This is a genomic window from Telluria sp. ZT3P26 (assembly GCF_059686035.1).
In genome coordinates this window covers 298,267-324,022 of sequence record NZ_JCASII010000003.1, presented here as the reverse complement: position 1 = coordinate 324,022, position 25,756 = coordinate 298,267, and the positions used below count along the sequence as shown (strand labels likewise).

Here is a 25,756-nt window from a genome sequence, read left to right as displayed (position 1 = left end):
TCACCATGTTCCGATTGTCTCTTGCCGGTGTCGTCGCCCGGATCGCATTTGCCGGTGCGCTGCTCGCGTCTGCCGCCGTCCAGGCTGCCAGTTGCCCTGTCCACTATCTCGATGGCCGCTTGCCGGAAATCCAGAATCAGAAACTGGCGGTGTCAACACGCGAGCTGTGCTACGGCGTGTTCGGCGTCATGCACTCGGGCGTGACCCGCACGCCGCTGTGGTCGGCCGAGTACGTGCGCGCCGATAATCTCAAGCGTGCCCAGGGGCTCGACCGCGACGACAAATTCCATGCCGAGGCGCGCCTGCCGCGTGGCCAGCGCGCCGAGTTGTCCGATTACGCCCGCAGCGGGTTCGATCGTGGCCACCTGGCGCCGAATGCGAACATGCCTGATCGCCGCACCCAGCGCGAGAGTTTTTCGCTGGCCAATATGGTCCCGCAAGACCGCGACCATAACCGCAAGATCTGGGCGCCGATCGAAGGCGCCGTGCGCACGATGGCGAAGAACGAAGGCGAGCTGTACGTGATCACGGGCCCGGCGTTCCTGGGCACGAGCCTGAAAAAAGTCGGCAACGTGATCGTGCCGACCCATTTGTACAAGGTGGTCTACAGCCCGCGGCAGCGCCTGGGCGCGGCGTGGCTGACGGAAAACCGGGCCGACGCGCCGATCAACGTCGTGCCGGTTGCCGAACTCGAGCGTATCGTCGGCATCGAATTGCTGCCATCGCTGAGTACGCAGCAAAAGGAGCGCATGCTGCGCCTGCCGAAGGTCAAGCAACCCAAGAAACGTTCATAACACGGAGGATCCATGAGCAAGAAAAAACCGGTCAGCTTTGTCCCGTTCGCCAATGAAGCCGATGTCATCGGCATCGGTGACCTGATGCTGGAAAACCGGCTCGATCGCATCACGATTTCGGGCGACGTCGACCTGACTGCCGACGTGCCCGGCCTGGAGCATGCCCGCCGCCTGCACGCCGTGCTGGGCGAGATCGTGGCTGCGCTGGAAGCGCGCCAGTTGCCGGCGCAGTTGCCACCGCCCGAAGTCAAGACCATCGATAATCCCTTCGCCTGAGCTGTCAGGCTTGCCAGCACGCACTGTGTTCACCGCCCGGGCCTGCCCCGGCGGCTGTTCGTTTTGTTCCCCCTTCTGTCATGACGCTGTCATCCGGCGCACGTGCGCTGCACGATGCTAAATTTCCGCTCGTCAATGGTGCGCGAGTTTCAACGAGAATAGAGTAATGTTGACAACATAGCGCGAACGAAACGGCGGCGTCGTCGCCCGCGCAAGACTGACTATTTTTCGGAGGAACGACCATGCAACATACCCTCGTCGCGGTGTTCGATAACCGCACGGATGCACAGAACGCACTGAACGAATTGCTGTCGTCGGGCTTTACCCGCACCGATGTGCGCTTGTCGTCGACCGAAGCCGACACGATTGGTCAAAACGACAGCTTGAGCACGTCGTCGGACCTCGATACCGCCCGTAGCGCCGATGGCGACACCGGCATCACCGCCAGCATCAAGAATTTCTTCGGCGACCTGTTTGGTTCCGATAACGCTGAACACGTCAACCGCTACGAAGGCGCTGTCAACAGCGGCCGTCACGTGCTGACGCTGGTTGCGAACTCGCTGCCGGAAGTCGAGCGCGGCGCCGACATCGTCGAACGCTACGGCCCGACCGACATCGATGAAACGTCGAGCGGCACGCCAGACCTGGCATCGACCGGCTTCAGCAGCGGCGCCATGCACGCCGGCAGCACGATCGGCATGCAGCAGGCATCGTCGATGTCGGCGCAGTCGTCGTCGACCAGCACCGGCTCGGTACAGGCCGCCTCGATTCCGTCGCTGGACAACCCAGGCGACCGCCAGCTGTTCCAGCACCAGGAATCGCTGGGTACGTCCGATCTGACCAACTCGACCCACCAGGAACCGCTGGGCCAGAGCGGCCTGACCGCCACCGGCGGCACGTCGCTGCAAGGCTCGACCCTGCGTGACACGGCGATCCAGGGTTCGGCGCTGGAAGGCTCGATCCGCCAGGGTTCGACCGCAGTCGATCGTGGCGATTCGCTGCAGCGCGACACCAGCATGGGCGGCGTCGGCACCACCGGCACCACCGGCACCCGCTTCACTGACAAGCAGCGTAACGGCGTGCGCATCTTCTCGCGCGGTCAGTCGGATGCGGCCATGGGCGCGGCAACCGGTTTCGAATCGGGTTCGGGCAGCAGCGCCATGGGTGGCTACAGCGGCGACGACACCTACTACCGCAATCACTTCGACACCACCTACGGTGCCACCGGCGCATCGTACGACGAGTACGCACCGGCCTACAGCTACGGTAGCGAAGCAGCCCGCAGCGGCCGTTACACCAACGGCGCCTGGGACGACATCGAAGCCGACCTGCGCAATGACTGGGACAGCCGTTACGCCAACGGCGGCGAGCCATCGACCTGGGAAAAGATGAAGGCTGCCGTGCGCCATGGCTGGGAACGCATGACGCGTGACGACGACGACATGTACCGCGGTCACTACGACAGCACCTACGCAGCATCGGGCGAGAAGTACGACGACCTGAAGCCTGCCTATTCGTACGGCACCGAAATGCGCCGCAGCGAGATGTACCGTAACCGTCCATGGGACGATGTCGAGACCGACCTGCGTACGGGCTGGGACAACCGCATCGACGGCACCCGCGAATTCAGCACGACCGGCAGCGACAGCAGCGAGCCTTCGGCCTGGGATCGCGTCAAGAACGCCGTGCGTCATGGCTGGGACAAGATGACCGACGACAATGACGACGACATCTACTACCGCAATCACTGGAATTCGGTCTACGGCAGCACCGGTGGCGCCTACGACGAATATCGTCCGGCCTACAACTACGGTACCGCCATGGCGCGTGAAGAGAAGTATCGCAATCGTCCATGGGCCGATGTCGAAACCGATCTGCGCAGCGACTGGGACAACCGTTATCCAGGCGAGCAGTCGACCTGGGACAAGATGAAGTCGGCAGTGCGTCACGGCTGGGAACGCATGATGCGTTAAGCGCATCCGGCAGCAGTGAAGTGCAAGTAAGAAACGGCGCCGCTTGGCGCCGTTTTTTTTGGGCCGGTTGTTTTGGCGTAGGGTGGACGGGTTCCCCGTCCACGCGTTCAACGAACCTTGGCGACCACGAACCGGATCGATGTGGTCAGGCTGCCTCTGCGAATACGAACCGGATCGATGTGGTCAAGCCGCCTCGGTCATCGGCAGGCTGATGCGATTACGCCCCAGGTGCTTGGCGCGATACAGGGCCGCGTCGGCGATGGCGACCAGCTGGTTCGCATGGTTGTCAGGCCCGGCGATGGCCGTGGCCGCACCGATCGACACGGTGACGTGCCCGGCGGCGAAGCAGCACGGCAACTGCAGTTGCTCGACCCGGGCGCGAATCCGCTCGGCGACGATGGCCGCGCCCTTGAGCGACTGGTTCGGCAGGACCACGGCGAACTCTTCGCCACCATAGCGCGCCACCAGATCGTTGGCGCGCATTTCGCTGGCCACTGCGCGCGCGACGCGCTTCAGGCATTCGTCGCCGCCCAGGTGACCGTGCGCGTCGTTGTACGCCTTGAAATTATCGACATCGACCATCAGCAGCGAGAGCGGCTGCATCTGGCGCAGCGCACGCGCCCATTCCGCTTCCAGTGTGTCGTCGAAGCAGCGCCGGTTGGCCAGGCCGGTCAGGCCGTCGCGGGTGGCCAGTTGTTCCAGGGCCGCCTGGGCCATTTTTTCTTCGGTCAGGTCGCGCAGCGTTTCGACGACGGCCGACAGCTGGCCGTTGGCGCCGAAGATCGGGCTGGCATCGGCCGCCAGGTAGCGGCGGCGCCCGGCGCGCGGCATGTCGCACCAGCTTTCGATGGACAAGCCCGGCGACGAGCGTCCGTCGTCGGTCGTAGCGCCGGCGGCGTCGGCCCGGGCGGGCTCGGACCGGGTGCGCAGGACGAGATCGGCGAGGGTGGGGCGCTGCACGTCGTAGAAGCTGCGCCAATGGTCGGTGGTGCCGAGTACCTCGCTCGCCGCCACGCCCGTCAAGTGCTCACAGGCACGGTTCCAGATCGTCACGCGCGCATGCGTATCGAGCACGAAGACCGGTACCGACAGGCTTTCCATCAACTGACCGACGAAGGCGACGTCATGAAGCAGGACGGTCGGATCGGCGGCGCTGCTGCTTGTGTTGATCATGAGCAGTCCTCTGCGATTGGTAGCGCTTCGGTTTGCGGCAACCGGGTAGCTGCCGTCAGGAACCGATTCTGCTACTGGCATCACGACACGCTATTGATCTTGAGCAAGGAGGTTCCAGCGTTGTGTTTAACGTACACGGTTGTGCGGTCGCACGTGGAGTAACCCGGTGCGTCAGGCAACCGTGACCAGTTCGGCGGCGCGATTCCGGACCGGCAGCGACAGGGACCAGCGGCCGGTGTGCCCGGCGGTGGCGATCACGCGCAGCACGCCGCCCATCGCGCGGATCTGGTCGATCAGCTCGGCCGAAAGTGACGCCACTTCGCCTGGAGCGCTGGCGCAGCCGTCGATTTCCAGCCCCAGCGAGCCAGCGTTTTCCAGCAGGCGTACGTGCAGTTCGCCGTGCTGGATGCGCGCGGCAGTGGCAAGTACATCCTGCAGCACCCGAAACACCGCCAGCCGCGCGCCGCGATCCTGGCCCGCGCGCGAGCCGGGATCGATGCCGGCTTCGAAGCGGTAGCGCATGCCGTACAGATGGGCGTGTTCGGCCAGGCAGCGCTCGAGTGCATGACGCAGGCCGTCGCCGGGACCGAAGCCGCGCAAGCCACCCGCCACCGCACGCATGGCCCCGAGTGCGCCATCGATATTCGTGATGGCGCTGTCCAGGCGGCTGGTCAGTGCCGGTGCCTGGGCGGTAATGGCGCTGTCATGCAGACTCGCCAGTTCGGCGCGCAATGTCAGCAGGCGGCGGCCGAGTTCGTTGTGCAGTTCGCGTGCGATGCGGGTGCGTTCGCTGTCGCGCACGTCTTCGTTCTGGCGCACCAGGCGGTACACGACGTCGTGGTTGTCGGCCAATGCCTGTTCGGACTGGGCGCGCGCTTCGCGTTCAGCCACCAGTTGGCCATGCAAGGTGCGGGCACGCTCCTCGAGACCCAGGCTGCGGCGCAGGCTCAGGCATGCGAGCAGCAGACCCGCCATGGTGACGATGACGCAGGCCAGCAGCTCGGGTGGTGCGCTGCGCAGGGCCACGGGCACCATGAAATGGGCTTCGCTGGCGCTGGCGCCGCAGGCGACGAAGGGCATGGTCGCCGGCAAAAACATGTGTTTGTTCATGGTTGCCCTCGGGTCGGATTCGGAAGTTTCCGTAAGAACTTACCGCTCGACTCTCGTAGGAATATTGTGCAGTCTCAAACCTGACGTTTCCGACACGGTCTCGGCGTTCGATGACGTTGGCTGCGCCAGCGAATGCGCCGCGTTATAATGGAAGGTTGACGAGAGGCTTAACGTGACTTACAGCATCAAAGAGATCTTCTACACCTTGCAGGGCGAGGGCGCCCACGCCGGCCGGCCGGCCGTATTTTGCCGGTTTTCCGGCTGCAATCTGTGGACCGGCCGCGAGCAGGATCGCGCCACGTCGATCTGCCAGTTCTGCGACACCGATTTTGTCGGCACCGATGGTGAGCGCGGCGGCAAGTTCAAGGAAGCTGCGCTGCTCGCTGCCGAGATCGACGGCCTGTGGCCAGCCACCTACCCGGCCAGCAAATACGTCGTGTTCACTGGCGGCGAACCGCTGCTGCAACTCGACCGTGCGCTGATCGACGCCATGCACGCGCGCGGCTTTACCATCGCCATCGAAACGAATGGCACCCTGCCGGTGCCGGAAGGCGTCGATTGGATCTGCGTCAGCCCGAAGATGGGTTCGACGCTGGTGGTCGAAAAGGGCAGCGAAATCAAGGTCGTCGTCCCGCAAATCGGGCAAGACCTGGCGGCGTACGAGCGGCTCGACTTCGAGCATTTCTTCGTGCAGGCGATGGACGGACCGCTGGCGGCGCAGAATATCCGCCTTGCGATCGAGACGTGCCGCGCCAATCCGAAATGGAAGCTGAGCCTGCAGACGCACAAGCTGCTCCAGATTCCCTAATTTACTGACCAATTACCTGATAAAGCAGCAATGTTGACCATTACCCGCAAGCTCGAATTCGATGCCGGACACCGGATTCCCGACCACAAGAGCCAGTGCCGCAACCTGCACGGCCACCGATACACCCTCGAGATCACGCTGACCGGCGAGGTCATCGACGCTGACGGTAATTCCGACAACGGCATGATCATGGACTTCTCCGACGTCAAGGCGCTGGCCAAGCAGCACCTGGTCGACGTGTGGGACCATGCCTTCATCGTGTACGAAAAAGATGACAAGGTGCTGGACTTCCTGTCGTCGCTGCCGGACCACAAGACTGTGGTCATCGACCGCATCCCGACGGTAGAAAACCTGGCGCAGGTGGCCTTCACGATCCTCAAGACCGTGTTCATCGACCGCTTTGGCACGGGCCTGCGCCTGCACAAGCTCGTGCTGCACGAAACCCCGAACTGCTGGGCCGAGATTACCGATGCCTGATGTGTCGTCCGCAGTCGTGCATGACAATGCTGCGGATGCCGCGCACGAGCGGTTCATGGCGCTCGCCCTGGCCCAGGCACAACTGGCGTGGGACCGTGGTGAAGTGCCGGTCGGCGCCGTCGTGGTCAAGGACGGCGAAGTGATCGCAACGGGTTTCAACCAGCCGATCAGCGGCCACGATCCGACGGCGCATGCCGAAATCGTGGCGCTGCGCGCCGCCGCCGACAAACTGGGCAACTACCGGCTGCCCGGTTGCGAACTGTACGTGACGCTCGAGCCGTGCATCATGTGCTCGGGGGCGATGATGCACGCACGCCTGGCGCGTGTCATCTACGCAGCCACCGACCCGAAGACCGGCGCCTGCGGCTCGGTCGTGAACCTGTTCGACGAGCCTTCGCTGAATCACCATACCGGGGTGATCGGCGGCGTGCTGGCTGATCAGGCCAGCAGCCTGTTGCGCGCCTTTTTTGCCGAGCGGCGTGCATTGGCGAAGAAAGCCAGCGCGGTCTGATCATTCGAGGGCATTTGGCTGGCGCTGCCGGCCGACCTTGATCGGTACCGGTGTGCGCGGTAAGATGTTTGCAGATTCCACACACCGTCTCATCGCCCACCTGTGATCACTTCCCGTTTCGGCATCGCCATCGTGGCACCTGCCGGCTGCACCAACGATCCGCTCGCTGTCGAGCGCGCCATCGCACGCTTCGAAGCCCAGGGCTGCCGGGTCCGCAATTACTACGATCACAGCTGTATCCATCAGCGCTTCGGCGGCACCGACGAAGCCCGCCTCGCGCAACTGCACGCGGCGGTGCGAGATCCCGACATCCACCTGATCATCGCGCTGCGCGGTGGCTACGGCATCAGCCGCCTGTTACCTGCCATCGATTTCGACGCGATTGCCGCCAGTGGCAAGATCATCGTCGGCTTTTCCGACGTCACGGCGCTGCACATGGGCCTGATGGCGAAGACAGGCGCGCTCAGCTACGCCGGCCCGATGGTCGCTGGCGACTTCGGCGCAGAAGAGGCGGTGCCGTTCACGCTCGACGACTTCTGGACTTGCCTGGCCGGGCCGACACACACGATCCTGGAGACCGCCAGCGGCAATCCGCAACTTGACGTGCGCGGTACGGTCTGGGGCGGCAACCTCGCGATGATCGGCTCGCTCATCGGCACGCCATACTTTCCACGGGTCGACGGCGGCATCCTGTGGCTCGAGGACATCAGCGAACACCCGTACCGCGTCGAGCGCCTGCTGTTGCAGCTGATGCAAGCGGGGGTGCTGGAGCGCCAGCAAGCCGTGGTGCTGGGGGACTTTTCCGGCTACCGCCTGGGGCCGCTGGACAATGGCTATGACTTCGACACGATGCTGGCGTATGTGCGCCGCACGTTGCCTGTGCCGGTGCTCACGGGGCTGAGCTTCGGCCACATCCCCCGGCGCGTCACGATTCCGTTCGGCGCGCAGGGACACCTGCAGTCTGACGCCGACGGATTCAGCCTGCTGCTGTCGGATTACCCAACCATGCGCCGCCCCTGAACGCGCGTCGGGTAACGGCGCCCGGTAACGGTGCCCGGTAACGGTGCCCGGTAACGGCACCCGGTAACGGTGCCCGCCAATCCAGCCCATTCGCCCTGCAGGGCATGCGATGGTAAAATAGTCGGTTAATCAAATACGCTTTTGGGGTCATACAGTGCTATCCACAGCCAACATCACGATGCAATTCGGCGCCAAGCCGCTCTTCGAGAACATTTCCGTGCGCTTCGGCGACGGCAACCGCTACGGCCTGATCGGCGCCAACGGCTGCGGCAAGTCGACATTCATGAAAATCCTGGGCGGCGACCTCGAGCCGTCCGCCGGTAACGTCAGCCTCGATCCGGGCGAGCGCCTGGGCAAGCTGCGCCAGGACCAGTTCGCCTACGAAGACACGCGCGTGCTCGACGTCGTCATGATGGGCCACACCGAGCTGTGGAACGCGATCGCTGAACGCGATGCGATCTACGCCAACCTCGAAGCCACTGATGACGACTACATGAAAGCCGCCGAGCTCGAGGGCAAGGTCGCCGAATACGACGGTTACTCGGCCGAAGCGCGTGCCGGCGAGCTGCTGCTGGGCCTGGGCATCGGCACCGAGCTGCACCAGGGCCCGATGAGCGCCGTGGCACCGGGCTGGAAACTGCGCGTGCTGCTGGCGCAGGCGCTGTTCTCGAATCCGGACATCCTGCTGCTCGACGAGCCGACCAACAACCTGGACATCAACACGATCCGCTGGCTGGAAGACATGCTCAACGAGCGCAATTCCACGATGATCATCATTTCCCACGATCGTCACTTCCTGAATCAGGTCTGCACGCACGTGGCCGACATGGATTACGGCACGCTGAAGGTGTATCCGGGTAACTACGACGAATACATGCTGGCCTCGACGCAGGCACGCAACCAGCAACTGTCGAACAATGCCAAGGCCAAAGAAAAGGTCGCGGAACTGCAGGACTTCGTGCGCCGCTTCTCGGCCAACAAGTCCAAGGCGCGCCAGGCTACGTCGCGTGCCAAGCAGATCGACAAGATCAAGATCGAGGAGTTCAAGCCATCCTCGCGCGCTTATCCGTTCGTGCGCTTCGAAGGCGAGAAGAAGCTGCACCGCCTGGCGGTGGAAGCCGAGAACATCTCGAAAGCCTACGATCGTCAACTGTTCAAGAATTTCTCGATCATGGTCGAAGCCGGCGAGCGCATCGCGATCATCGGCGCCAACGGTGCCGGCAAGACCACGCTGCTGCGCACGATTGGCGGCGAGCTGTGCGGCTTGCAGCCGGATGGCGGCCGCGTCAAGTGGGCCGAGAACGCGAATCCAGGCTACATGCCGCAGGATCCGACCGAAGAATTTGCGGTGGGCGACAACCTGACAGACTGGATGGGCCAGTGGACGCAAGAAGGTGACGACGATCAGGCCGTGCGCTCGATCCTGGGTCGCCTGCTGTTCGGCGGCGACGAAGTCAAGAAGTCGGTCAACGTGCTGTCCGGTGGTGAGAAGGGCCGCATGATGTACGGCAAGCTGATGCTGGGCCGTCACAATGTGCTGCTGCTGGACGAGCCGACCAACCACATGGACATGGAGTCGATCGAGTCACTGAACATCGCGCTGGATAAATACGCCGGCACCCTCATCTTCGTCTCGCATGACCGCGAGTTCGTCTCGTCGCTGGCCACGCGCGTGCTGGAAATCCGTGAAAACGAGATCGTCGACTTCCGTGGCAACTACGAGGAATACCTGGCGAGCCAGGGCATCGACGCGTAATGTAGCAAAGGCAGGGCCGGCGCGGCCCTGCCATGTGGAGACCGAGAAGAGTATGGACACCGTACCGATCAAGACGTATGAATACGACCGGCCCCAGGCCGGCCTGGCCTGCACCGCCGAGGCCTGGGCACGCATCCCCAGCGCGCCCGAACTGGCCGAACGCAACGCGCTCAAAGACAAGATCCGGCGCCTGCTGAAAGAAAAAGGCGCGGTCCTCGTCGCCCACTATTATGTGGACGCCGACCTGCAGGACCTGGCCGAAGAAACGGGCGGCTGCGTGTCCGACTCGCTCGAGATGGCGCGTTTCGGCCGTGACCACGCCGCGCAGACGCTTGTTGTCGCCGGCGTGCGCTTCATGGGCGAGACGGCCAAGATCCTCAGCCCCGAAAAAACCATCCTGATGCCCGATCTCGACGCGACCTGTTCGCTCGACCTCGGCTGCCCGGCCGACGAGTTCGCGGCCTTCTGCGACCAGCATCCCGACCGCACCGTCGTCGTCTATGCCAACACGAGTGCCGCAGTCAAAGCGCGCGCCGACTGGATGGTGACGTCGTCCATCGGCCTGGATATCGTGGCCGAGCTGCACGCGCAGGGCAAGAAAATCCTGTGGGCGCCCGACCGCCACCTGGGCTCGTACATCCAGGCCAAGACCGGCGCCGACATGCTGCTGTGGCAGGGCTCGTGCCTCGTCCATGACGAGTTCAAGGGCATCGAACTCGACCTGCTCAGGGCCGAATACCCGCTGGCCAAGGTGCTCGTGCACCCCGAGTCGCCGGCGAACGTCGTGGCGCAAGCCGACGTGGTCGGCTCGACCACGCAGCTGATCAATGCCGCGCAGACGCTGGACGCCACCCACTTCATCGTCGCCACCGACAATGGCATCCTGCACAAGATGAAGATGGCCGCCCCCGGCAAGACGTTCATCGAAGCGCCGACCGCCGGCAACAGCGCCACCTGCAAGAGCTGCGCACATTGCCCGTGGATGGCGATGAACGGCCTGCGCAATCTGGCAGAGGTGCTCGAAGCGGGCGGCAACGAAGTACATGTCGACCCTGCCATCGGCCTGCAAGCCAAGCGCGCGATCGACCGCATGCTCGATTTTGCCGCCGCCAAACGCGCCAAAGCGCTGCCCACCGGCGCGCTCGAACAGAATGCCCCCATGTTTTCCGGAGTAGGCCCCGCATGACCAGTCTGCACAATCCCCACGCCCAGTTTGATGACAAGCTGCAGGCGGCATTCGAACAGAATATCCTTGCCGCACTGCTGGAAGACATCGGCAGCGGCGACCTGACCGGCAAGCTGGTGCCAAGCGATACCCGCGTTACGGCGCGCGTGATCGTGCGCGAATCGGCCGTGCTGTGCGGCGCGCCGTGGTTCGAAGGCGTCATGCTCGCGGTCGATCAGGACACCGACATCGCCTGGCAGTTTGCCGAAGGCGATCTGATGCCGGCCAACAGCACCGTCTGCACCATCACGGCGAACCCGCGCGCGCTGCTCACGGCCGAGCGCGCCGCGCTGAATTTCCTGCAGTTGCTGTCCGGCGTGGCCACTGCCACCCGGCGCTACGTCGACGTCATCGCCGGCACGAACGCGGCGATTCTCGACACCCGCAAGACATTGCCGGGCTTGCGCCAGGCGCAGAAGTACGCGGTGCGCGTCGGTGGTGGCAAGAACCAGCGCATGGCGCTGTATGACGGCATCTTGATCAAAGAAAATCACATTGCCGCGGCCGGGGGCGTCACGGCAGCGCTGGCCGCTGCTGCCAGTCTGAACGCCGGCGCACCGGTGCAGATCGAAGTCGAAACCATCGCCCAGCTCGAAGAAGCGCTGGCGGCTGGCGTCAAGTCGGTCCTGCTCGATAACTTCGACCTGGCCATGATGCGCGAGGCGGTACAGGTGAATGCCGGCCGGGCGCTGCTGGAAGCGTCGGGTGGCATCAATCTGGAGACCGTGCGCGCGATTGCCGAAACGGGCGTCGACCGCATCTCGATTGGCAGCCTGACCAAGGACGTGCGCGCGACCGATTACTCGCTGCGCATCGTCTGATCGCACCGTTCAACTCTCAGACCACACTATGTCGATCACCACCAAATTGAAGCGCTCGCTCGTGTTCCGCCTGTTCTGGCTCGGCTTCGGCCTGCTGCTGGGCGTGCCCCAGCTGATGGACGGTATTCTCTACAATATGAAGGGCGAACTGTTCTTCGGTATTGGCATGCTGCTGGTCGGTATTCGCGGCTTCCTGCGGCCGGTCGTGCTCAGCCGGGCGATGGCGATGCAGCGGGATGCAGCGGCGTCGGATGCGTCGATTGGCTCGCCCGTGTTGCACGGCGTGCTGTCGCTTGCGATGGCGGCAGCTTTGATCACTGGCCTGGTGATCAAGTTCGGCAATAATTAGTAGGGTGGACGGCTGTGCCGTCCACGCGTTCAATCACCTGTTGCGCACCACGAAATCAGCTTAGTTTGAACGCGTGGACGGGAAACCCGTCCACCCTACGCATCGAGTAACCCGGCCACGATCGGCAAGACACGCTCGGCGGAAGCTTCCAGCTTGAGCGTCAGCATATCGTCGGCCCGCGTGCGCCCCAGATTCAGCGCCGCAATTGGTTTACCCGCCGCTTCGGCCAGCCGACAGAACCGAAACCCCGAATACACCATCAGCGAAGAGCCGACCACGAGCAGTGCGTCGGCCGCTTCCATCCGCGCCAGCGCGGCTGCCGTGCGCGCCGCCGGCACATTGTCGCCAAAGAACACGACGTCCGGCATCAGCGTGCCGCCACAGTGCATGCATGCGGGCGCCGTGAATTCCGTCACCGCATCCGGATCGATCTCGGCGTCGCCATCGGGCAGCGGCTGGGCGAGGACCTGGCGCAGGCCCGGATTGTCGGCCTCCAGTTGCACTTGCAACGCGGCGCGCGTGAACGTCGCGCCGCAGCCGAGGCACGCCACGTGGTGGATATTGCCATGCAATTCCAGCACATCGCGGCTGCCCGCCTGGGTATGCAGGCCATCGACGTTTTGCGTGAGTATCGAGCCGATCCGGTTATCTGAACCAAGTGCAGCCAGCGCGCGGTGGCCGGCGTTCGGCGCGGCGCCGGACATCATCCGCCAGCCCACCATGCTGCGCGCCCAATAGCGGCGCTGGATCGCCGGGTCGCGCCGAAATTCCGGCCCCTGGATCGGCAAGCGGCCACGCCGCACGCCATCCCGGTCGCGGTAATCGGGAATGCCGGACGCCGTCGACAGGCCGGCGCCGGTGAGCACCAGCGCACGTGGATATTGTTCGAGAAACGCCGCCAGCTGGGTGGCTGCATATTGTTCGCTAAGTTCGTCGTTCATGGGTGGAATCGTACCACCGCTCTGCGTTTATCGCGCCGACACGACGATCCCGCCGACGATCAGGCCGAAGGCCGCGACGTGGTACAACTGCGGCAGTTCGCCCAGGAAGGCGGCCGACAGCAGCGCCGTAAACAGTGGCGTCAGATTGATGAAGAATGCACTGATCCCGGGGCCGGCGCGCTGGACACCCTCGCCCCAGCAGCGCATGGCGATGATCGCCGGCCCGATCGCCAGGTACAGCAGGGCGCCGGCAAGGGGCCAGCTCCAGACGATCTGCGGCGCGCCCAGCGCCCACTCGCCGCCGGCCAGCGCCGCCGACCACAGCACGCCGTACGCCACTTGGGCCAGCAGGAAGGCAGCCCACTCCGCACGCAGTGCCGGCACATCGTTCTTTTGCATCAGCGACCAGCTGTAGAACGACCAGACGATCGTCGCCACGATCATGATCAGGTCGCCCGCCACGAGGCGCAGCGCGGCCAGCTCGGCCAGGCTGCCCCGGCACATGACGACCAGCACGCCGGCAATTGACAGCACAGCCCCGCCGATCTGGCGGCCCTTGACCGGCACGTCATAGAAGAAGCGGCCGACCAGCAGCATCCAGACCGGCACGCCGGACGCAACGAGCGTCACGTTCAGCGGCGACGATGTCGTCAGCGCCAGGTATTGCATGGAATTGTACAGTCCGATGCCCAGCAGACCGAGCAGGGCGTAGCGGCGCCAGTTACGCAGCACGCCGCTGCCAGGGCGCAGCGCGGCACGGCCCAGGACGAGCAGAATGAAGAGGGCGATCGACCAGCGCAGCAGGTTGAGCGTCATCGGCGGCATGGCGTCGCGCACGAGACGGCCGATGATGGCATTGCCCGCCCAAAGCACGGGCGGGATGCTCAGCAGCAGGCCGGTGGTAAACGATAGTCGCTGCCGCACGATGCTAGCGCCGGCGCGGCGTGAGCACGCTCGGGAGCGCCTTTGGCAACGTATCCGGGAAATCGCGCGAATAGTGCAGGCCGCGGCTTTCATGGCGCGACATCGCGCTTTTGACGATCAGGTGCGCCACTTCGACCAGGTTGCGCAGCTCGAGCAGATCGGGCGTGATGCGGAAGTTGCGGTAGTACTCGTCGATCTCTTCCTTGAGCAGCTTGATCCGGTGCAGCGCGCGCTCGAGGCGCTTGGTCGTGCGCACGATGCCAACGTAGTTCCACATGAAGCGGCGCAGCTCGTCCCAGTTGTGGGCGATCACCACTTCCTCATCGGCGTTCGTCACGCGGCTGGCGTCCCAGTCCGGCAGCGCAGGGTTGGCAATCGCCGGACTCGCCGCGATCTGCTGCGCGCAGGCACGCCCGACGACGACGCATTCGAGCAGTGAATTGCTGGCCAGCCGGTTGGCGCCATGCAGGCCGGTGCAGGCCACTTCGCCCACCGCATACAGGCCGGGAATATCGGTGCGCCCGGCCAGGTCGGTGACTACACCACCGCAGGTAAAGTGCACGGCCGGCACGACGGGGATCGGCTGCTGCGTGATGTCGATGCCCAGCTCGAGGCAGCGCGCGTAGATGGTCGGGAAGTGCTCCATCAGGAATGCGGGCGGCTGGTGGCTGATGTCGAGGTTGACGTAATCCAGGCCTCGTTTTTTCATCTCGAAGTCGATCGCCCGCGCCACGACGTCGCGCGGCGCCAGTTCGCCGCGCTCGTCATGCGCCGGCATGAAGCGCTCGCCGGCCTGCACGCCCGCTTCGGGCGGGAGCTTGAGCAGGCCACCTTCGCCGCGGATCGCTTCGGTGATCAGGAACGATTTCGCATACGGGTGGTACAGGCAGGTGGGGTGAAACTGGATGAACTCCATGTTCGACACCCGGCAGCCGGCGCGCCAGGCCATGGCGATGCCGTCGCCGGTGGCGGTGTCCGGGTTCGTCGTGTACAGGTAGACCTTGCCGGCGCCGCCCGTGGCCAGTACCGTGTGTTCCGCTTCGAAGGTGAGCACGTCGCCACTGTTCACATCCTGCACGTGCAGCCCGTAGCAGCGCGGCTGGCCGCCATGCGCAGCCTTGGGCCGCAGCTTGTCGGACGTGATGACGTCAATGGCGACATGGTGTTCGAACAGCGAGATATTCGGATGCGCGCGGACCTTCTGTTCCAGCGTGACCTGCACGGCGTACCCGGTAGCGTCGGCCGCATGGATGATCCGGCGCTGGCCATGGCCGCCTTCACGGGTCAGGTGAAAGCCCATTTCGGCCGTGGCGTCGCGCGTGAATGGCACGCCCTGATCGATCAGCCATTCGATCGCTTCGCGCCCGTGTTCGACGATATAGCGGGTGGCGGTTTCGTCGCACAGGCCCGCGCCGGCAACGAGCGTGTCGGCCACGTGCTGGTCGTGGCTGTCGCCCGAATCGAGCACGGCGGCAATACCGCCCTGGGCCCAGCTGCTGGCCCCATCGAGGAGGGTGCGCTTCGAAATGATGGCAACCTTGCGGGTCTGGGCCAGATGCAGGGCTACCGACAGGCCGGCCAGGCCGCTGCCGACGATCGCGACGTCGAATTTCATGGGATGGTTGAAATGTTTACAGAGGCAATACTATAAGCGATTTGCCACCGCCTGCGGGACAGCCTGACCAGGGCAAAGTCATCCGTAGCGGGTCGCAAATGTACGCCCGCGCACCGAAGCGCGGCGTGCGGCGCGCTAGGATGGGTCATTACTCACCCAATCAAGGATTCACCATGACCGCAGACCGCACCCACGTAGCAGCCCTCGAAGACCGTATCGGTTCCCTGCGCTTTGCCATGTTCACGTTCCGTGACCAGCACGATCACCTGGCCAGCCAGCCAATGACCAAGCAGGACGTCGATGCCGAAGGCGGCATCTGGTTCTTCGTGCACTCGGCCACCGACCTGTGGGACAGCATCGCGCACCAGCCGGAAGTGAACATCAGTTTCTCGGAACCTGACGACAGCACCTATGTGTCGGTCAGCGGCACCGCCGAGCGCATCGTCGACCGTGACAAGATTCGCAGCATGTGGAACCCGATGGTCCAGGCATGGTTCCCGGCCGGCCCGGAAGACCAGCACGCGGTGCTCGTGCGCGTTGTCCCGCACGCAGCCGAGTACTGGGATTCGAACGACAGCAAGATGGTGCGCCTGTTTGCCGTCGCCAAGGCAGCCGTGACCGGCAAGCAGCCGGACCTGGATTCGGAGCACGGCACGATCAAGCTGTAAGCATTCTTCTGCACTAACTTGCGGCGGGGCATGAGAGTGGCGTAGAGTAGCCGCTCTCATTCAGAGGACACTCGATATGTTCCCAGCCTGGCTCCGCCGCATCCGATGACATTCCCCCTCGAACTGGCCGCGAACATCTTCACGGCTGCTGCGATCTTTCTCGCCGGCCGCAACAACGTCCATACCTGGTGGACCGGGATTGTTGGCTGCACCCTGTTCGGCTTGCTGTTCATGCAGGCGCAGTTGTATGCCGATGTCGTGCTGCAGGCTTTCTTTGTCGTGACAGGTGTACTGGGTTGGTGGCGCTGGTTGCATGGCAAGGGCGGCGCGCCGCTGCCGGTTACCCACGCGGGCTGGCGCACGATGGCATGGATGACGCCTGTCGGTCTCATCGCCACGGGCGCGTATGGCGCTGCACTGCACTTCCATACCAATGCTTACGCACCGTTCATTGATTCCGCAGTTCTCGTGTTTTCCGTCATCGCGCAATTGCTGATGATGGGACGGCGCATCGAGAGCTGGCCCGTCTGGCTGCTGGTCAACACCATTGCGGTGCCGCTGTATTTCAGTCGCGGCCTCTATCTGACGGCGTTTCTGTATTTGTGCTTCTGGGTCAATGCGATCGTGTCGTGGATCTGGTGGCGCAAGTTGGCCCAGCGGGAGCAGGAAGCAATGCAGGACTCACGCAGTGCGTATGCTCCTGCAGAAAGCCCGCCGTGACGCTTTCATGTCGGCTTTGCCTGCGTGAATAGCGGGCAGGGTGAACACGGAAACTTCAGCGACGGGCACAGTACGCATCAGCGTGTGAATGGCGGCAGATCACCTGCAGTTTGGTTGCCGCCCGTTTCCGGCGCGCCCATGCCAGTCACTTTCGGGCCAGCCTGGCCCGGTCGCGTATCCTGCGCGCCTGGATTGGCATGCGTTGCCGCCGTATCAAGCGGTACGGTGCTTGGCGCTTCCGGCTGCGGCGCGGCGCTGCCGTCAGTGATGGGCGGCTCATTGCCTTCGGCACCATTGGGTGCGTTCACGTATGGACCTGATTGATTGCGGGTCAGCCCCGGGCCGCCATTGCCGCCGGTTTCCGTCTGCGTTTCATGCGATGGCGTAGCGCCTTGCTGGCCGCTGGTCTGGCCGCCGATACCGACGGTGGCGTCGTCCTGGGCTGCAGTCGTCGATGCGGGTGCGTTGCTGTTCATGGTAATCCCCTTTGCTAAATGGATAAGCCATTGTCATGCAGGGCAGGGCAGATACGTATCGGAGCGCAGGGCATGGCGCTGTAGGACGACAGCGCCCGTCACGGGTAATCCAGTGAAAATTTCGGGCATCAGCCCTTACGAAGGCCGGCGGCGCGGTGCTATACTGTATATCCATACAGTTATCTTATCGTGCTTTCATGCCTGTGTTCGTATCGATCACTCTCGACCCACTGCCGCCTGAGGATCCCGATCGGGCAGCCGCCAGCCGGCTCGGTGCGGCCAGCTTTTCCAGCATGTACGACGAGCCTGTCACCTCGGCGACGAGCGATGCCGAACTGGCGCGAGAATACATCTCTCATGGCGAGCTCAGCCCTAAGTCGGTCGCCAATCTGCAGAAAGAGCTGTATCGGTTCCTGACGTGGTGTCGCGAAGAAGCGGGCAAGACGTTCCAGCAGCTGAACGTCGGCGACCTCAATCTGTACAAGGAATTCATCCGGCAACCGCCGCCTGCCTGGATCAGCACCACCAAATGGCCACGCAACGATCCGCGCTATCGGCCGTTCACGGGGCCACTGTCCGACACCAGCCGCCGCCAGGCGATGATTGCGATCAAGGGCGTGCTGACGTTTGCCGAGCAGACCGGCTACCTTCGCCGCAATCCTGCGCGGCTCGTGCGCAATGTCCGCGCTGCGCACGCGAGCCGCATCACCCGCTACCTCAGTCCGGCGGCGATTGCCTATGCGCTGGCCGCGGCCGAAGCACGGCCTGGCGATACCGAGGCAACGGCCCGGCAACGCGCGCGTGACCGCTTCCTGCTGATCGCGTTTGCCCAGACCGGCGCGCGCCTGAACGAAATCGTCAGCGCGACGATGGGCGCCGTCTACAGCGAGGGCGACGGGCGCTGGTGGCTCGACGTGCTGGGCAAGGGCAACAAGCCGCGTCGCCTCCCGGTGCCCCCGGCCACCATCGGCGCCTACCGCGACTACCGGCGCGCGTTCGGTCTGCTTGAACAGACGAGCAGGGGAGATCGCATGCCCCTGGTGCTGTCGAGCAGGACGAAAGAATATGTAGGGATTACCGACGAAGCCGCATCCGAAGCGCTCAAGGCGATCTTCCAGCTGGCAGCGGATGACGCGGCGGCGAAGGGGGATGGTGACAGCGCGTCGACGCTGCGTCTGGCATCACCACACTGGCTGCGCCACAGCATGCTGACAAATCATGCGAACAGTGGCGTGCAGCTCAAGACGCTGCAGGATACGGCAGGGCACGCGAATATCGCGACGACGGCAGCGTATCTTCACAAGACCGACCATGAGCGACATGATGAAATCCTTCGCTCAAACGGTGACAAGGGCATTAAATGAGGCAGGGGGATATTGGGTCCCCTAGTCTAAAAAGTAACTAACCAACAATGAAATCCGATTCACCAATAAAACTCAAGCGCCAACAACTTCGAAAAAGACAGCGTCACATAAACAGGCAGCCAGAAAAGGGGGCGGGTCTGGACTGACGGTTGAGAGCGGAAGTCAGAAGGGGACTTATCGACGCTCCCTTGTGACACCGCCACTTGATTACACCGGGATCGACGAGGTACCGCCTTCAGCGCTGCCGTAATTCTGCAACTCGTCGAGTGTCAGACGGCGTTCGTTCAACGCCGTAATGATCGCACCGAGTTGTTCGTCATCCGGCTGGATATACACGATCCGCTGTTCGAGAAGATTGTCCCAATACGGCGTGTAGGGAACAGCGGTTTCGGTCATGACCTCGGCGGCAAAGCTGCCATCGTGCATTTCGCCAACAAGGGTGATGCGTGTCGTGGCCGGGACGGTATTCTGGACGGTGATGTTCATGATCTGCCTTTGAGTGTTCAGTAAGTGTCGTTCCATTGTCACGCAGTCATCGGTTGCGCGCAAATCTCTGGTCGCGTGCCGTGCGCGCCGCGAGCCGTAGGCGACGACCCTGTCACTCGCATGCTGGGCGCTGGCGACTATGGCGCCATGGAAGGCACCGGGCAATTGAACAAAGCCGATGAACGGCATTAGTGGACCAACGATTGCGTTCAGAGTGGGGCAGGAAGGTGACTTATGTGCACGGGTGCGCTGTGATTGATCGGGTATGCCACCGATACACACTGGCCATCCGTTCCGGACTGAATACAGTCCTGGATCTGCCGGTTGGTAAGGTAACTAACCACAAAAAAGAACAAGGCTGAATCCCCATAATTCAACATTGCAGACTCCGAGAATAATACCTAAACACCCACAAACCGCCAGAAACAAAAAACGATGTGTGTTGCCGTAGCGGATACGTGCGATAGTTCATGTCGGGAATGACGCACAAAATATGTTTCAGCCTTTTTGATCATATCCCTTTACATTGTCACTTCGGCCGAGTCTTTGCCCAAGTTCCCAACTTCGGGTGCAATGCAGGCGCCGGCCTTCATGCACCCGCGGTCGAATGGATGGTCGGGCTCATCTTGGGCATGATCACGCCCACGGCGAGCGGGGATACAGGTAAGACACTCCAGGCAAAATTAATCTTCATCCTGATTCAACGGGCCGCATCTTCGCAGGTAACACCAACTTCAAAAGGAACGGCAATAAAGATGGAAAGTTTCGCATTATGGCAGGCAAGGGTGGCGGAAAACAAAGCAAATGATGACCGCGCAGCGGTTCTGTTCCTGGCATATCAGTCCGTCTCGGAGTCACAGGCAATTGCTGCCGGCCTCGAATTGGTCGGGACGACCTGGGATGTCAGCGGCGTGCAGGTCAAAGCCTACAAGCCGAAGCCGGCCGGCGCGCTGCAGTACGGTTGCGTCGTCTGCGGTGTAAATTCCAAGCATTATCAAGGCATGTATTGCTGCGGTAAAAAGCGCGTTGCAGTCAGCTAAGCGGCTGGTGTCTTTCGTTCGGTAGCAGGGCACAAGGGGGCGAGCAAAGGACCGGTCCAATCCGTAACCGTTTGTAGACGCGCAGTCCTGGCGACGGCCGACCTCACCATGAAAGATGCCAGCGAACACACTATTACGACGATCATTTCTGGCAGAGGTGGGCATTGGCCAGGCAGACGGGGAGTGCGGTCGAACCGGTCAACGGCCAGAAGGGATAGCGGGGTATGGCGGCGAAACGAAGGCGAGCCAGAACGGTGATTCACAAGGCAACTGCGGTAAATAATTTCAGCGACAGTCGAACAGTCGCAGACGCCCTTCGAAGCGTCCACCAAGGCACTTTACGATTAGGAAGCCTTTCTGGGCATGAGCGTTTCGCGCTGAGGTGCGCCAAGTGACAACCAGGACAATCTAAATCTCAATCGACATTAGGGAATATATTGTCGAGTTAAAGTATGGAACGAGAGTAGTTCCTTGTCCCCTTTGTTCGATAAGGGTAGAGTCCCAACCTTGATCAAATATACATTGCGTGATGAAGATTGAACATATTTCCGCTGGCGCCGACCCCGATTCGCAACGCAATGATGACCACGTCGCAGTGTTTACTTCCGCCGGCGTGAGCGACATTGTCGTCATTGACGGTGGCTCATCCGTGGCAGAGCGGGATTACATCGACGAACAACGCGGAGATGTTGCATGGTTCGTCCACGCGTTTACCAGTTCACTGCAAAAAATGTTGATACCAAGGCGCGATCAGTCTGATTGCGTCGAGATGGCGATCGCCGATGTCCGGGCGCAGTTCAGGCATCTGGCATCCGGGACCAATGTACCGGTGCACGCGTGGCCAATTGCAGCAATGACCTGGTTGAGGATTTCGCATCACGGCGAGGCTGCAACTGCGACGCTGTACAGCCTCGGTGACTGCAAAACGCTCCTGTGCACGAACTCAAGTCCGTGTGTCGACCTGGATCCATTCGTGAATCCACAGGAAGCTGTTCTACAGGATGCGATTGCAAGGTTGACAGCCGACGGGATCAAGGATCCGGTGAGCCGACGGGAACAGATGCTTCCCATGCTGCGTGCTCGCCGCGAATCGCAGAACATGGCGCCGGCGCCCAGTGTCCTGTGTCTCGATCCGCACGGACCGTTCCATGCGCGTCTACGCAGCGTCGAGTTGTCGCGTGACGCCAGCGTACTGGTGATGACCGATGGCTTCTATCGGCTGGTCGATCTCTACGGCCTGTACACCGACGCGGGGCTGATGGAGGCGTGCATTAAGCGTGGACTCGAGGTGCAACTCGAGGAGTTACGGAACTTTGAAGCGACAGGAGCACGGACTGCGGCACGTGCAGTGAAGGCGGCAGACGATGCATCTGCTGCGCTCTGGACTGCATCGTAGTTCGCACCAAGAGCGGGGCATGCCTGCTGTCCGATGCGGGTTCTTGCATCATCACACATATCGTATTTAACATAATATAGATTATGCGGTGTTTGTGATTTATCGCTGGCCGTGTTCACACGTTGAGTTCAGATAGCAGCATTCGGAAGCAAAAAACTGTCAGATGCCGCTGTCATCATCTGTCTCATAAATTTGCTTCCAACCGCTTCCGGGAAATGCGTCGGGCGACCCTTCGTTCAGCTTAGATGATCTGGTGTCGATCTTCAACTGCACCAGCGGCCGTCAGCCCCGTCCAGCGCGTCAAACCCGGACGGCCCGCCGATCGCCACCGCACTGCCTTGAGCACGGCAGCCGCGCCTCGACCGCCTGCAGCTGCTCGACCTTCTTCGCTTGGTTTCGGCTGGCTTCACGTGCAAGATGCAGAGCCTGCTTGACCGAACCGAGTTCGGTCGCGAGCGCGGCTGCCTCCTTGTTCAATCGCGTCAACTCTTCCTGCTTGAGCGAAAACGCAAGCTGCGCCTGCTTCAGTTCCGTTTGTAGCCCATTGACCTGGTGCTCATGCCGGCGTTGCTCCTGTTCGCGCTGCTCCTTGGACGCCATACGATAATGTCCCAAGGCGTCCCGCGCATCTTTGTGCGTTTCTTCCAGCGACTCTTGGTGCCGTTCGGCGTCGGCCAGCCTGTCATTCAAATCAAGCACGCGCTGCTCCGCGGTATGCCGCGCGATCTTTTCGGCGCCGAGCTGGTTTTGGACGGTCGCAAGGTCCTGCTCGCACGCTTCAAGGCGCCGCGAGACATCGTTGACAGCCCGCCGCGCCTCGCCGAGCGGCGCTTCCAGTTCAGCCCGGGCACGTTCGTCAGCGGCGCGCTGATCGTCCATCCGCGCCCGCACCTCGTCGAGCTCAGCCGTAGCCTCCCGTTTCAGCTGTTCTGCCAGCTGCGTCGCCAGGGCGAGGATGGCATCGCTGACAGCCTGTGTCGCGCCGCCCTCCTCGACCTCGATTTCCCGCAAGTATTTGTGGATCGTCGTCTTGGACCCTGTATTGCCTAACGCAGCCCGGACCGCGTCGATTGATGGGTGTCGGCCCTGAGCGATCGCCTCGTCACGGGCGCGTTTGACATCTGAAAAATACACACCTGAGGGAGTTCATCACATACCCCACGAAATAAACGACGCGCCTTAGTGGACGAACCGGACGAGTGGGGCGTCGAGCGGCCGAGCTGCTCACCCTTCGGCGTTCGAGGTCGTCATCATGCCCTCTAGATGGATCACGCCGTTTTCCTTTATAACTCAACGACGTTCGCCGGGTCGTTGCGCGCTGGCAGCACGGCGGTGTGTTGACTGCGAAAATCTCTGCTGCCAGTAGCGGTCTCTCAGGCAGCCGCCCCTGCACGCGCAATGGCCAGCAAACTCGCGCGCGCGCGCATCGCACCGATCAGTTCAGCGCGGATGGTCTGCGTCAGCGCGCGCGGATGGCGCACCCGCCAGCCCAGGCAGGGGGGTGACTCGATTTGCATCGGCCAGAACTCTCGCGGCTTGAACCCGTCGAGCGTCGTGTACCGGTTGCCGATCTGATCCTTGAGAAACTTGTCGTAATTGGGCCCCGAGGCGAACACGACGAGATCCGGCTGCAGGACTTCCAATTGGATCGCCAGCAGCTGCCCGGAGAGGATCCGGATCGAGGCGAGCTGGGACGCTTTAGTGGCGGTCAGGCCGTTCAAACTCACACACAGCAGGTTACCCCACTGGATCGCGCCGGCGCCGGGCGCGAGGAAGGACCGTAATGCGGTGCGCAGCTGCTTGCGGAACTGCAGGAAGACATGCCCACCCGGCCGCTCTTCCGCAGCGGCGCAGCTATACGACTTCATCTGAGCGCGCACATAGGTGTCTAATGCTGCCGGCGTACGTTCGCCGGTCGCCAGGGCATGCATACCGATGCCCCATCTGCGAGGATCTTGGCCGATCAGCATAACGCGCACTTGGCTATCGAGGTAGGCATTGGCGACTGTAGGCAGGAAGAGACCGGACAGTACTCCGTTTCTTTCGCGCTCGGTAATTGCTGAAAGCTGATGGATATCCAGTTTTGCTAGATAGCGCTCGCGCAGCAGGATGTTGGCCTGCTCGGCATCGGCGTACGGCAGGCGCGCCGCGCTCATACCACACCCGGAAGTGGCGCCAAGATATGCGCCACAGCGACGCTGGCCCGATCGCGGATGCGAATGGCACAGCTCGCCGCTTTTGCCGCAACGTCGCCGAGTCGAGTGATTAGGTTCGTGTCCACGTGTGTTTTCCGCGCTTATGATTTTAGTGTCGAGGGCTTGTACAGTTGGGAGCCGAGAATGCCTTGCTCGCCATTTGTTTCTTCCACCGCCATCACCAGATCCGCGACTGCATCCGGATCACCAAGCATCGCGTGGGTAGTGTTTCCACAACTGCACATACCGGCGAACACTGATTGGATTCCCGGCATCCCTCGTGTGTCCATTACAAGGATGTCCGTGATCTCAGCTTCGCACGCGTTGCATACGATCATTGCGGGTTTCATCACCTTGATCCTGTCCTGCGCCTGCTTTGCACGTTCCCCTTGCGAGCCCCGTTGTTTTGCTTGTCCCATAGCATTTCCGTAATTCCTAGAGTTTCGGTTTAGATTCTGAGCCGCTTTGCCGCTGTTGTTCAGTGCTTCGGTTTACCCTGTCGCTCCAGGCACTCGTCGAGCGAATTGCCAAGCTCAGTAAGCTCTGCATCCGCGTCCCTTGCTGCCAATTGCATTTCTTCATTCGTCAAAGAATGCTCTACCTCGACCAATTCGATTCCGTGGATCGCTGGAAATTTATCTACGATTCCCTGTAGCAAACCATCGAATTTCTTTTGCGGAAAGCGAAGCGCTGGCGTTTTGTCAGAAACATCTTGATCCACGTGTTCAGCCGAAATGTCCTGGATTTCTCTTGCCTGCTGCAAGAGCCAGCCACGCAGCTTGAGCGGGGATAGGTCATCCGGCGTGTTGATGACGAAGATACGCAGTTGTACGTTCGTGTTCAAAATGTTTTCCTACGCCCCGATGTGGGTCTGATTATGGCGGCAATCCAGGTCTGGATATTCAGCAGCAAATTGTTCGGTGGCATAGTCCGAGAGTCCCTCAGCCCATGCTATCGCAGCGCGCTCGGCATGGGAACCAGCACCGAACTCGATCGCTTTCTTCCTGTTTGTATGCCCCACCACCGTTGCATCGGCGGAGACACGCCACTTTCGCTTCGGCGGTCGAGCTTCCCCGAACATCCGTGGAAGTTTCATCGCAATTTGAGCCAAGTCGTAGGGGGCGTGCTCCGCAGGTGATTTAGTCATATTGGCGTTTTCCTTTGGTTACCTGATACGAACACGACTCGGGCCAGTCATGTTCAAAAGCTCGACCCTCTCAGCAGCGATGCAACGCGGTTCGTTGCGCCGGCGGTCGGAAGAAAGCAAAGAGCAAAAACCACTCGCCTGCTTGAGCGCCTTCTCATCCTTTTGAAGCAGGCTGATCTGGCGTTGAACTTCCTTGGCGAATTCTTCGTTCGTGAGCGCGTATGCGTTCGAGAACAGCGAAACAGCTGCAAGCACTAAGATCATTTTTTTCATTCTAGGTCCGCTACATGGCGGTCTTTCAATTGCCTGCTGCCGGCAGGACATCGGGCGCGCAAGACGCTTTTCCCTTGCTGGCCAGGCACAACACCGGGCCTCTCATTGACAATGCCAGCTCGCGACTGGCATAGGTACGACTCGGATGCTCCTACCTTAGCCAGTCCAACGGCATTACCATCGCGGCGACCACGATGACCGTCCACGCGAACAAACAA

The 25,756-nt window shown here is 62.1% G+C and carries 29 protein-coding genes; 16 read left to right on the top strand and 13 right to left on the bottom strand.

Annotated elements, in window-relative coordinates:
• The first annotated feature begins 5 nt into the window (after positions 1-5).
• The 3 genes from AC56LN_RS12185 (at position 6) to AC56LN_RS12175 (ending at position 3,043) form a co-directional block, all read left to right on the top strand.
• Positions 6-794, top strand: a complete 789-nt coding sequence (locus tag AC56LN_RS12185; RefSeq protein WP_499571995.1) for a DNA/RNA non-specific endonuclease — start codon at positions 6-8, stop codon at positions 792-794.
• A gap of 12 nt (positions 795-806) precedes the next feature.
• A complete protein-coding gene (locus AC56LN_RS12180; protein ID WP_499571994.1) occupies positions 807-1,070 on the top strand; it encodes a hypothetical protein in 264 nt (87 codons plus the stop codon).
• 242 nt (positions 1,071-1,312) lie between these two features.
• Entirely contained in the window at positions 1,313-3,043 is a 1,731-nt protein-coding gene (locus AC56LN_RS12175) for a hypothetical protein (RefSeq protein WP_499571992.1), read from the top strand.
• A 183-nt stretch (positions 3,044-3,226) separates the two neighbouring features.
• On the opposite strand, the gene AC56LN_RS12170 is transcribed toward AC56LN_RS12175, so the two are convergent.
• Together AC56LN_RS12170 and AC56LN_RS12165 are read right to left on the bottom strand one after the other, a co-directional pair.
• Positions 3,227-4,144 (bottom strand): GGDEF domain-containing protein, encoded by a 918-nt coding sequence (locus tag AC56LN_RS12170; RefSeq protein ID WP_499572489.1) that lies wholly within the window; start codon positions 4,142-4,144, stop codon positions 3,227-3,229.
• A gap of 243 nt (positions 4,145-4,387) precedes the next feature.
• A complete protein-coding gene (locus AC56LN_RS12165) occupies positions 4,388-5,326 on the bottom strand; it encodes a sensor histidine kinase (RefSeq protein ID WP_499571991.1) in 939 nt (312 codons plus the stop codon).
• A 172-nt stretch (positions 5,327-5,498) separates the two neighbouring features.
• Here AC56LN_RS12165 and queE point away from each other — a divergent pair, with 172 nt between their 5' ends.
• From queE to AC56LN_RS12125, 8 genes are all read left to right on the top strand, one after another.
• Entirely contained in the window at positions 5,499-6,134 is a 636-nt protein-coding gene (gene queE / locus AC56LN_RS12160; protein WP_499571990.1) for a 7-carboxy-7-deazaguanine synthase, read from the top strand.
• A 30-nt stretch (positions 6,135-6,164) separates the two neighbouring features.
• Complete coding sequence (gene queD / locus AC56LN_RS12155) at positions 6,165-6,611, top strand: 6-carboxytetrahydropterin synthase QueD (RefSeq protein WP_183552419.1); 447 nt, start codon at positions 6,165-6,167, stop codon at positions 6,609-6,611.
• Positions 6,604-7,122: a tRNA adenosine(34) deaminase TadA gene (gene tadA / locus AC56LN_RS12150; protein WP_499571988.1), complete on the top strand. Its 519-nt coding sequence runs from the start codon at positions 6,604-6,606 to the stop codon at positions 7,120-7,122. The genes queD and tadA overlap by 8 nt, the downstream gene beginning before the upstream one ends.
• A gap of 102 nt (positions 7,123-7,224) precedes the next feature.
• Positions 7,225-8,142 (top strand): muramoyltetrapeptide carboxypeptidase, encoded by a 918-nt coding sequence (gene ldcA / locus AC56LN_RS12145; RefSeq protein ID WP_499571987.1) that lies wholly within the window; start codon positions 7,225-7,227, stop codon positions 8,140-8,142.
• A 154-nt stretch (positions 8,143-8,296) separates the two neighbouring features.
• Complete coding sequence (locus AC56LN_RS12140; protein ID WP_183552413.1) at positions 8,297-9,898, top strand: ABC-F family ATPase; 1,602 nt, start codon at positions 8,297-8,299, stop codon at positions 9,896-9,898.
• A gap of 52 nt (positions 9,899-9,950) precedes the next feature.
• The gene (gene nadA / locus AC56LN_RS12135; protein ID WP_499571985.1) at positions 9,951-11,084 is read left to right on the top strand and encodes a quinolinate synthase NadA; all 1,134 of its coding nucleotides are present in this window, start codon (positions 9,951-9,953) and stop codon (positions 11,082-11,084) included.
• Positions 11,081-11,944 (top strand): carboxylating nicotinate-nucleotide diphosphorylase, encoded by an 864-nt coding sequence (gene nadC / locus AC56LN_RS12130; RefSeq protein ID WP_499571984.1) that lies wholly within the window; start codon positions 11,081-11,083, stop codon positions 11,942-11,944. Before nadA ends, nadC begins: the two co-directional genes overlap by 4 nt.
• A 28-nt stretch (positions 11,945-11,972) precedes the next feature.
• A complete protein-coding gene (locus AC56LN_RS12125; RefSeq protein WP_499571983.1) occupies positions 11,973-12,293 on the top strand; it encodes a hypothetical protein in 321 nt (106 codons plus the stop codon).
• Between the two features lie 95 nt (positions 12,294-12,388).
• On the opposite strand, the gene AC56LN_RS12120 is transcribed toward AC56LN_RS12125, so the two are convergent.
• Genes AC56LN_RS12120 through nadB form a run of 3 tightly spaced genes read right to left on the bottom strand, consistent with a single transcriptional unit; the run spans position 12,389 to position 15,773 of the window.
• On the bottom strand, positions 12,389-13,234 hold the full coding sequence (locus tag AC56LN_RS12120) for an NAD-dependent protein deacetylase (protein WP_499571981.1): 846 nt from the start codon (positions 13,232-13,234) through the stop codon (positions 12,389-12,391).
• Positions 13,235-13,261: 27 nt separating this feature from the next.
• Entirely contained in the window at positions 13,262-14,158 is an 897-nt protein-coding gene (locus AC56LN_RS12115) for a DMT family transporter (RefSeq protein WP_499571979.1), read from the bottom strand.
• Positions 14,159-14,162: 4 nt separating this feature from the next.
• Positions 14,163-15,773 carry an L-aspartate oxidase gene (nadB, locus tag AC56LN_RS12110; protein WP_499571977.1) on the bottom strand — a complete coding sequence of 537 codons (1,611 nt, stop codon included), beginning with the start codon at positions 15,771-15,773 and terminating at the stop codon, positions 14,163-14,165.
• 173 nt (positions 15,774-15,946) lie between these two features.
• Here nadB and AC56LN_RS12105 point away from each other — a divergent pair, with 173 nt between their 5' ends.
• Positions 15,947-16,441 carry a pyridoxamine 5'-phosphate oxidase family protein gene (locus AC56LN_RS12105; protein WP_482898778.1) on the top strand — a complete coding sequence of 165 codons (495 nt, stop codon included), beginning with the start codon at positions 15,947-15,949 and terminating at the stop codon, positions 16,439-16,441.
• Positions 16,442-16,546: 105 nt separating this feature from the next.
• Positions 16,547-17,161, top strand: coding sequence for a nicotinamide riboside transporter PnuC (gene pnuC, locus AC56LN_RS12100; protein WP_499571976.1), 615 nt, complete (start codon positions 16,547-16,549; stop codon positions 17,159-17,161).
• Between the two features lie 77 nt (positions 17,162-17,238).
• Here pnuC and AC56LN_RS12095 read toward each other — a convergent pair whose 3' ends face one another.
• A complete protein-coding gene (locus tag AC56LN_RS12095; protein WP_499571974.1) occupies positions 17,239-17,637 on the bottom strand; it encodes a hypothetical protein in 399 nt (132 codons plus the stop codon).
• 197 nt (positions 17,638-17,834) lie between these two features.
• Here AC56LN_RS12095 and AC56LN_RS12090 point away from each other — a divergent pair, with 197 nt between their 5' ends.
• Positions 17,835-19,001, top strand: a complete 1,167-nt coding sequence (locus AC56LN_RS12090) for a tyrosine-type recombinase/integrase (RefSeq protein WP_499571972.1) — start codon at positions 17,835-17,837, stop codon at positions 18,999-19,001.
• Between the two features lie 207 nt (positions 19,002-19,208).
• Here the strand turns inward: AC56LN_RS12090 and AC56LN_RS12085 are convergent, their stop codons facing one another.
• Positions 19,209-19,487, bottom strand: a complete 279-nt coding sequence (locus tag AC56LN_RS12085) for a hypothetical protein (protein WP_258834191.1) — start codon at positions 19,485-19,487, stop codon at positions 19,209-19,211.
• Between the two features lie 470 nt (positions 19,488-19,957).
• On the opposite strand from AC56LN_RS12085, the gene AC56LN_RS12080 reads away from it, so the two are divergent.
• Complete coding sequence (locus tag AC56LN_RS12080) at positions 19,958-20,527, top strand: hypothetical protein (RefSeq protein WP_499571970.1); 570 nt, start codon at positions 19,958-19,960, stop codon at positions 20,525-20,527.
• A gap of 529 nt (positions 20,528-21,056) precedes the next feature.
• A complete protein-coding gene (locus AC56LN_RS12075) occupies positions 21,057-21,923 on the top strand; it encodes a hypothetical protein (protein ID WP_499571969.1) in 867 nt (288 codons plus the stop codon).
• 300 nt (positions 21,924-22,223) lie between these two features.
• On the opposite strand, the gene AC56LN_RS12070 is transcribed toward AC56LN_RS12075, so the two are convergent.
• From AC56LN_RS12070 to AC56LN_RS12045, 6 genes are all read right to left on the bottom strand, one after another.
• A complete protein-coding gene (locus AC56LN_RS12070) occupies positions 22,224-23,057 on the bottom strand; it encodes a DNA-binding protein (RefSeq protein WP_499571968.1) in 834 nt (277 codons plus the stop codon).
• 239 nt (positions 23,058-23,296) lie between these two features.
• A complete protein-coding gene (locus AC56LN_RS12065; RefSeq protein WP_499571967.1) occupies positions 23,297-24,079 on the bottom strand; it encodes a hypothetical protein in 783 nt (260 codons plus the stop codon).
• Between the two features lie 140 nt (positions 24,080-24,219).
• Complete coding sequence (locus AC56LN_RS12060; RefSeq protein WP_499571965.1) at positions 24,220-24,537, bottom strand: hypothetical protein; 318 nt, start codon at positions 24,535-24,537, stop codon at positions 24,220-24,222.
• Positions 24,538-24,596: 59 nt separating this feature from the next.
• Positions 24,597-24,962: a hypothetical protein gene (locus tag AC56LN_RS12055; RefSeq protein ID WP_499571963.1), complete on the bottom strand. Its 366-nt coding sequence runs from the start codon at positions 24,960-24,962 to the stop codon at positions 24,597-24,599.
• Positions 24,963-24,971: 9 nt separating this feature from the next.
• Positions 24,972-25,265, bottom strand: coding sequence for a hypothetical protein (locus tag AC56LN_RS12050; RefSeq protein ID WP_499571961.1), 294 nt, complete (start codon positions 25,263-25,265; stop codon positions 24,972-24,974).
• An 18-nt stretch (positions 25,266-25,283) separates the two neighbouring features.
• Positions 25,284-25,538, bottom strand: a complete 255-nt coding sequence (locus tag AC56LN_RS12045) for a hypothetical protein (protein ID WP_499571960.1) — start codon at positions 25,536-25,538, stop codon at positions 25,284-25,286.
• Positions 25,539-25,756: the final 218 nt, after the last annotated feature.

Excerpts from the sequence above, each read along its gene's own strand:
- queD (WP_183552419.1), top strand. The coding sequence starts at position 6,165 with ATGTTGACCATTACCCGCAAGCTCGAATTCGATGCCGGACACCGGATT.
- AC56LN_RS12065 (WP_499571967.1), bottom strand. The coding sequence starts at position 24,079 with ATGAGCGCGGCGCGCCTGCCGTACGCCGATGCCGAGCAGGCCAACATC.
- AC56LN_RS12185 (WP_499571995.1), top strand. The coding sequence starts at position 6 with ATGTTCCGATTGTCTCTTGCCGGTGTCGTCGCCCGGATCGCATTTGCC.
- AC56LN_RS12045 (WP_499571960.1), bottom strand. The coding sequence starts at position 25,538 with ATGAAAAAAATGATCTTAGTGCTTGCAGCTGTTTCGCTGTTCTCGAAC.
- AC56LN_RS12095 (WP_499571974.1), bottom strand. The coding sequence starts at position 17,637 with ATGAACAGCAACGCACCCGCATCGACGACTGCAGCCCAGGACGACGCC.
- AC56LN_RS12090 (WP_499571972.1), top strand. The coding sequence starts at position 17,835 with ATGCCTGTGTTCGTATCGATCACTCTCGACCCACTGCCGCCTGAGGAT.
- AC56LN_RS12180 (WP_499571994.1), top strand. The coding sequence starts at position 807 with ATGAGCAAGAAAAAACCGGTCAGCTTTGTCCCGTTCGCCAATGAAGCC.
- AC56LN_RS12080 (WP_499571970.1), top strand. The coding sequence starts at position 19,958 with ATGTCGGGAATGACGCACAAAATATGTTTCAGCCTTTTTGATCATATC.
- AC56LN_RS12125 (WP_499571983.1), top strand. The coding sequence starts at position 11,973 with ATGTCGATCACCACCAAATTGAAGCGCTCGCTCGTGTTCCGCCTGTTC.
- AC56LN_RS12170 (WP_499572489.1), bottom strand. The coding sequence starts at position 4,144 with ATGGAAAGCCTGTCGGTACCGGTCTTCGTGCTCGATACGCATGCGCGC.
- AC56LN_RS12075 (WP_499571969.1), top strand. The coding sequence starts at position 21,057 with ATGAAGATTGAACATATTTCCGCTGGCGCCGACCCCGATTCGCAACGC.
- AC56LN_RS12120 (WP_499571981.1), bottom strand. The coding sequence starts at position 13,234 with ATGAACGACGAACTTAGCGAACAATATGCAGCCACCCAGCTGGCGGCG.
- pnuC (WP_499571976.1), top strand. The coding sequence starts at position 16,547 with ATGACATTCCCCCTCGAACTGGCCGCGAACATCTTCACGGCTGCTGCG.
- AC56LN_RS12165 (WP_499571991.1), bottom strand. The coding sequence starts at position 5,326 with ATGAACAAACACATGTTTTTGCCGGCGACCATGCCCTTCGTCGCCTGC.
- AC56LN_RS12175 (WP_499571992.1), top strand. The coding sequence starts at position 1,313 with ATGCAACATACCCTCGTCGCGGTGTTCGATAACCGCACGGATGCACAG.
- AC56LN_RS12050 (WP_499571961.1), bottom strand. The coding sequence starts at position 25,265 with ATGACTAAATCACCTGCGGAGCACGCCCCCTACGACTTGGCTCAAATT.
- AC56LN_RS12105 (WP_482898778.1), top strand. The coding sequence starts at position 15,947 with ATGACCGCAGACCGCACCCACGTAGCAGCCCTCGAAGACCGTATCGGT.
- nadA (WP_499571985.1), top strand. The coding sequence starts at position 9,951 with ATGGACACCGTACCGATCAAGACGTATGAATACGACCGGCCCCAGGCC.
- nadB (WP_499571977.1), bottom strand. The coding sequence starts at position 15,773 with ATGAAATTCGACGTCGCGATCGTCGGCAGCGGCCTGGCCGGCCTGTCG.
- nadC (WP_499571984.1), top strand. The coding sequence starts at position 11,081 with ATGACCAGTCTGCACAATCCCCACGCCCAGTTTGATGACAAGCTGCAG.
- AC56LN_RS12085 (WP_258834191.1), bottom strand. The coding sequence starts at position 19,487 with ATGAACATCACCGTCCAGAATACCGTCCCGGCCACGACACGCATCACC.
- tadA (WP_499571988.1), top strand. The coding sequence starts at position 6,604 with ATGCCTGATGTGTCGTCCGCAGTCGTGCATGACAATGCTGCGGATGCC.
- AC56LN_RS12060 (WP_499571965.1), bottom strand. The coding sequence starts at position 24,537 with ATGGGACAAGCAAAACAACGGGGCTCGCAAGGGGAACGTGCAAAGCAG.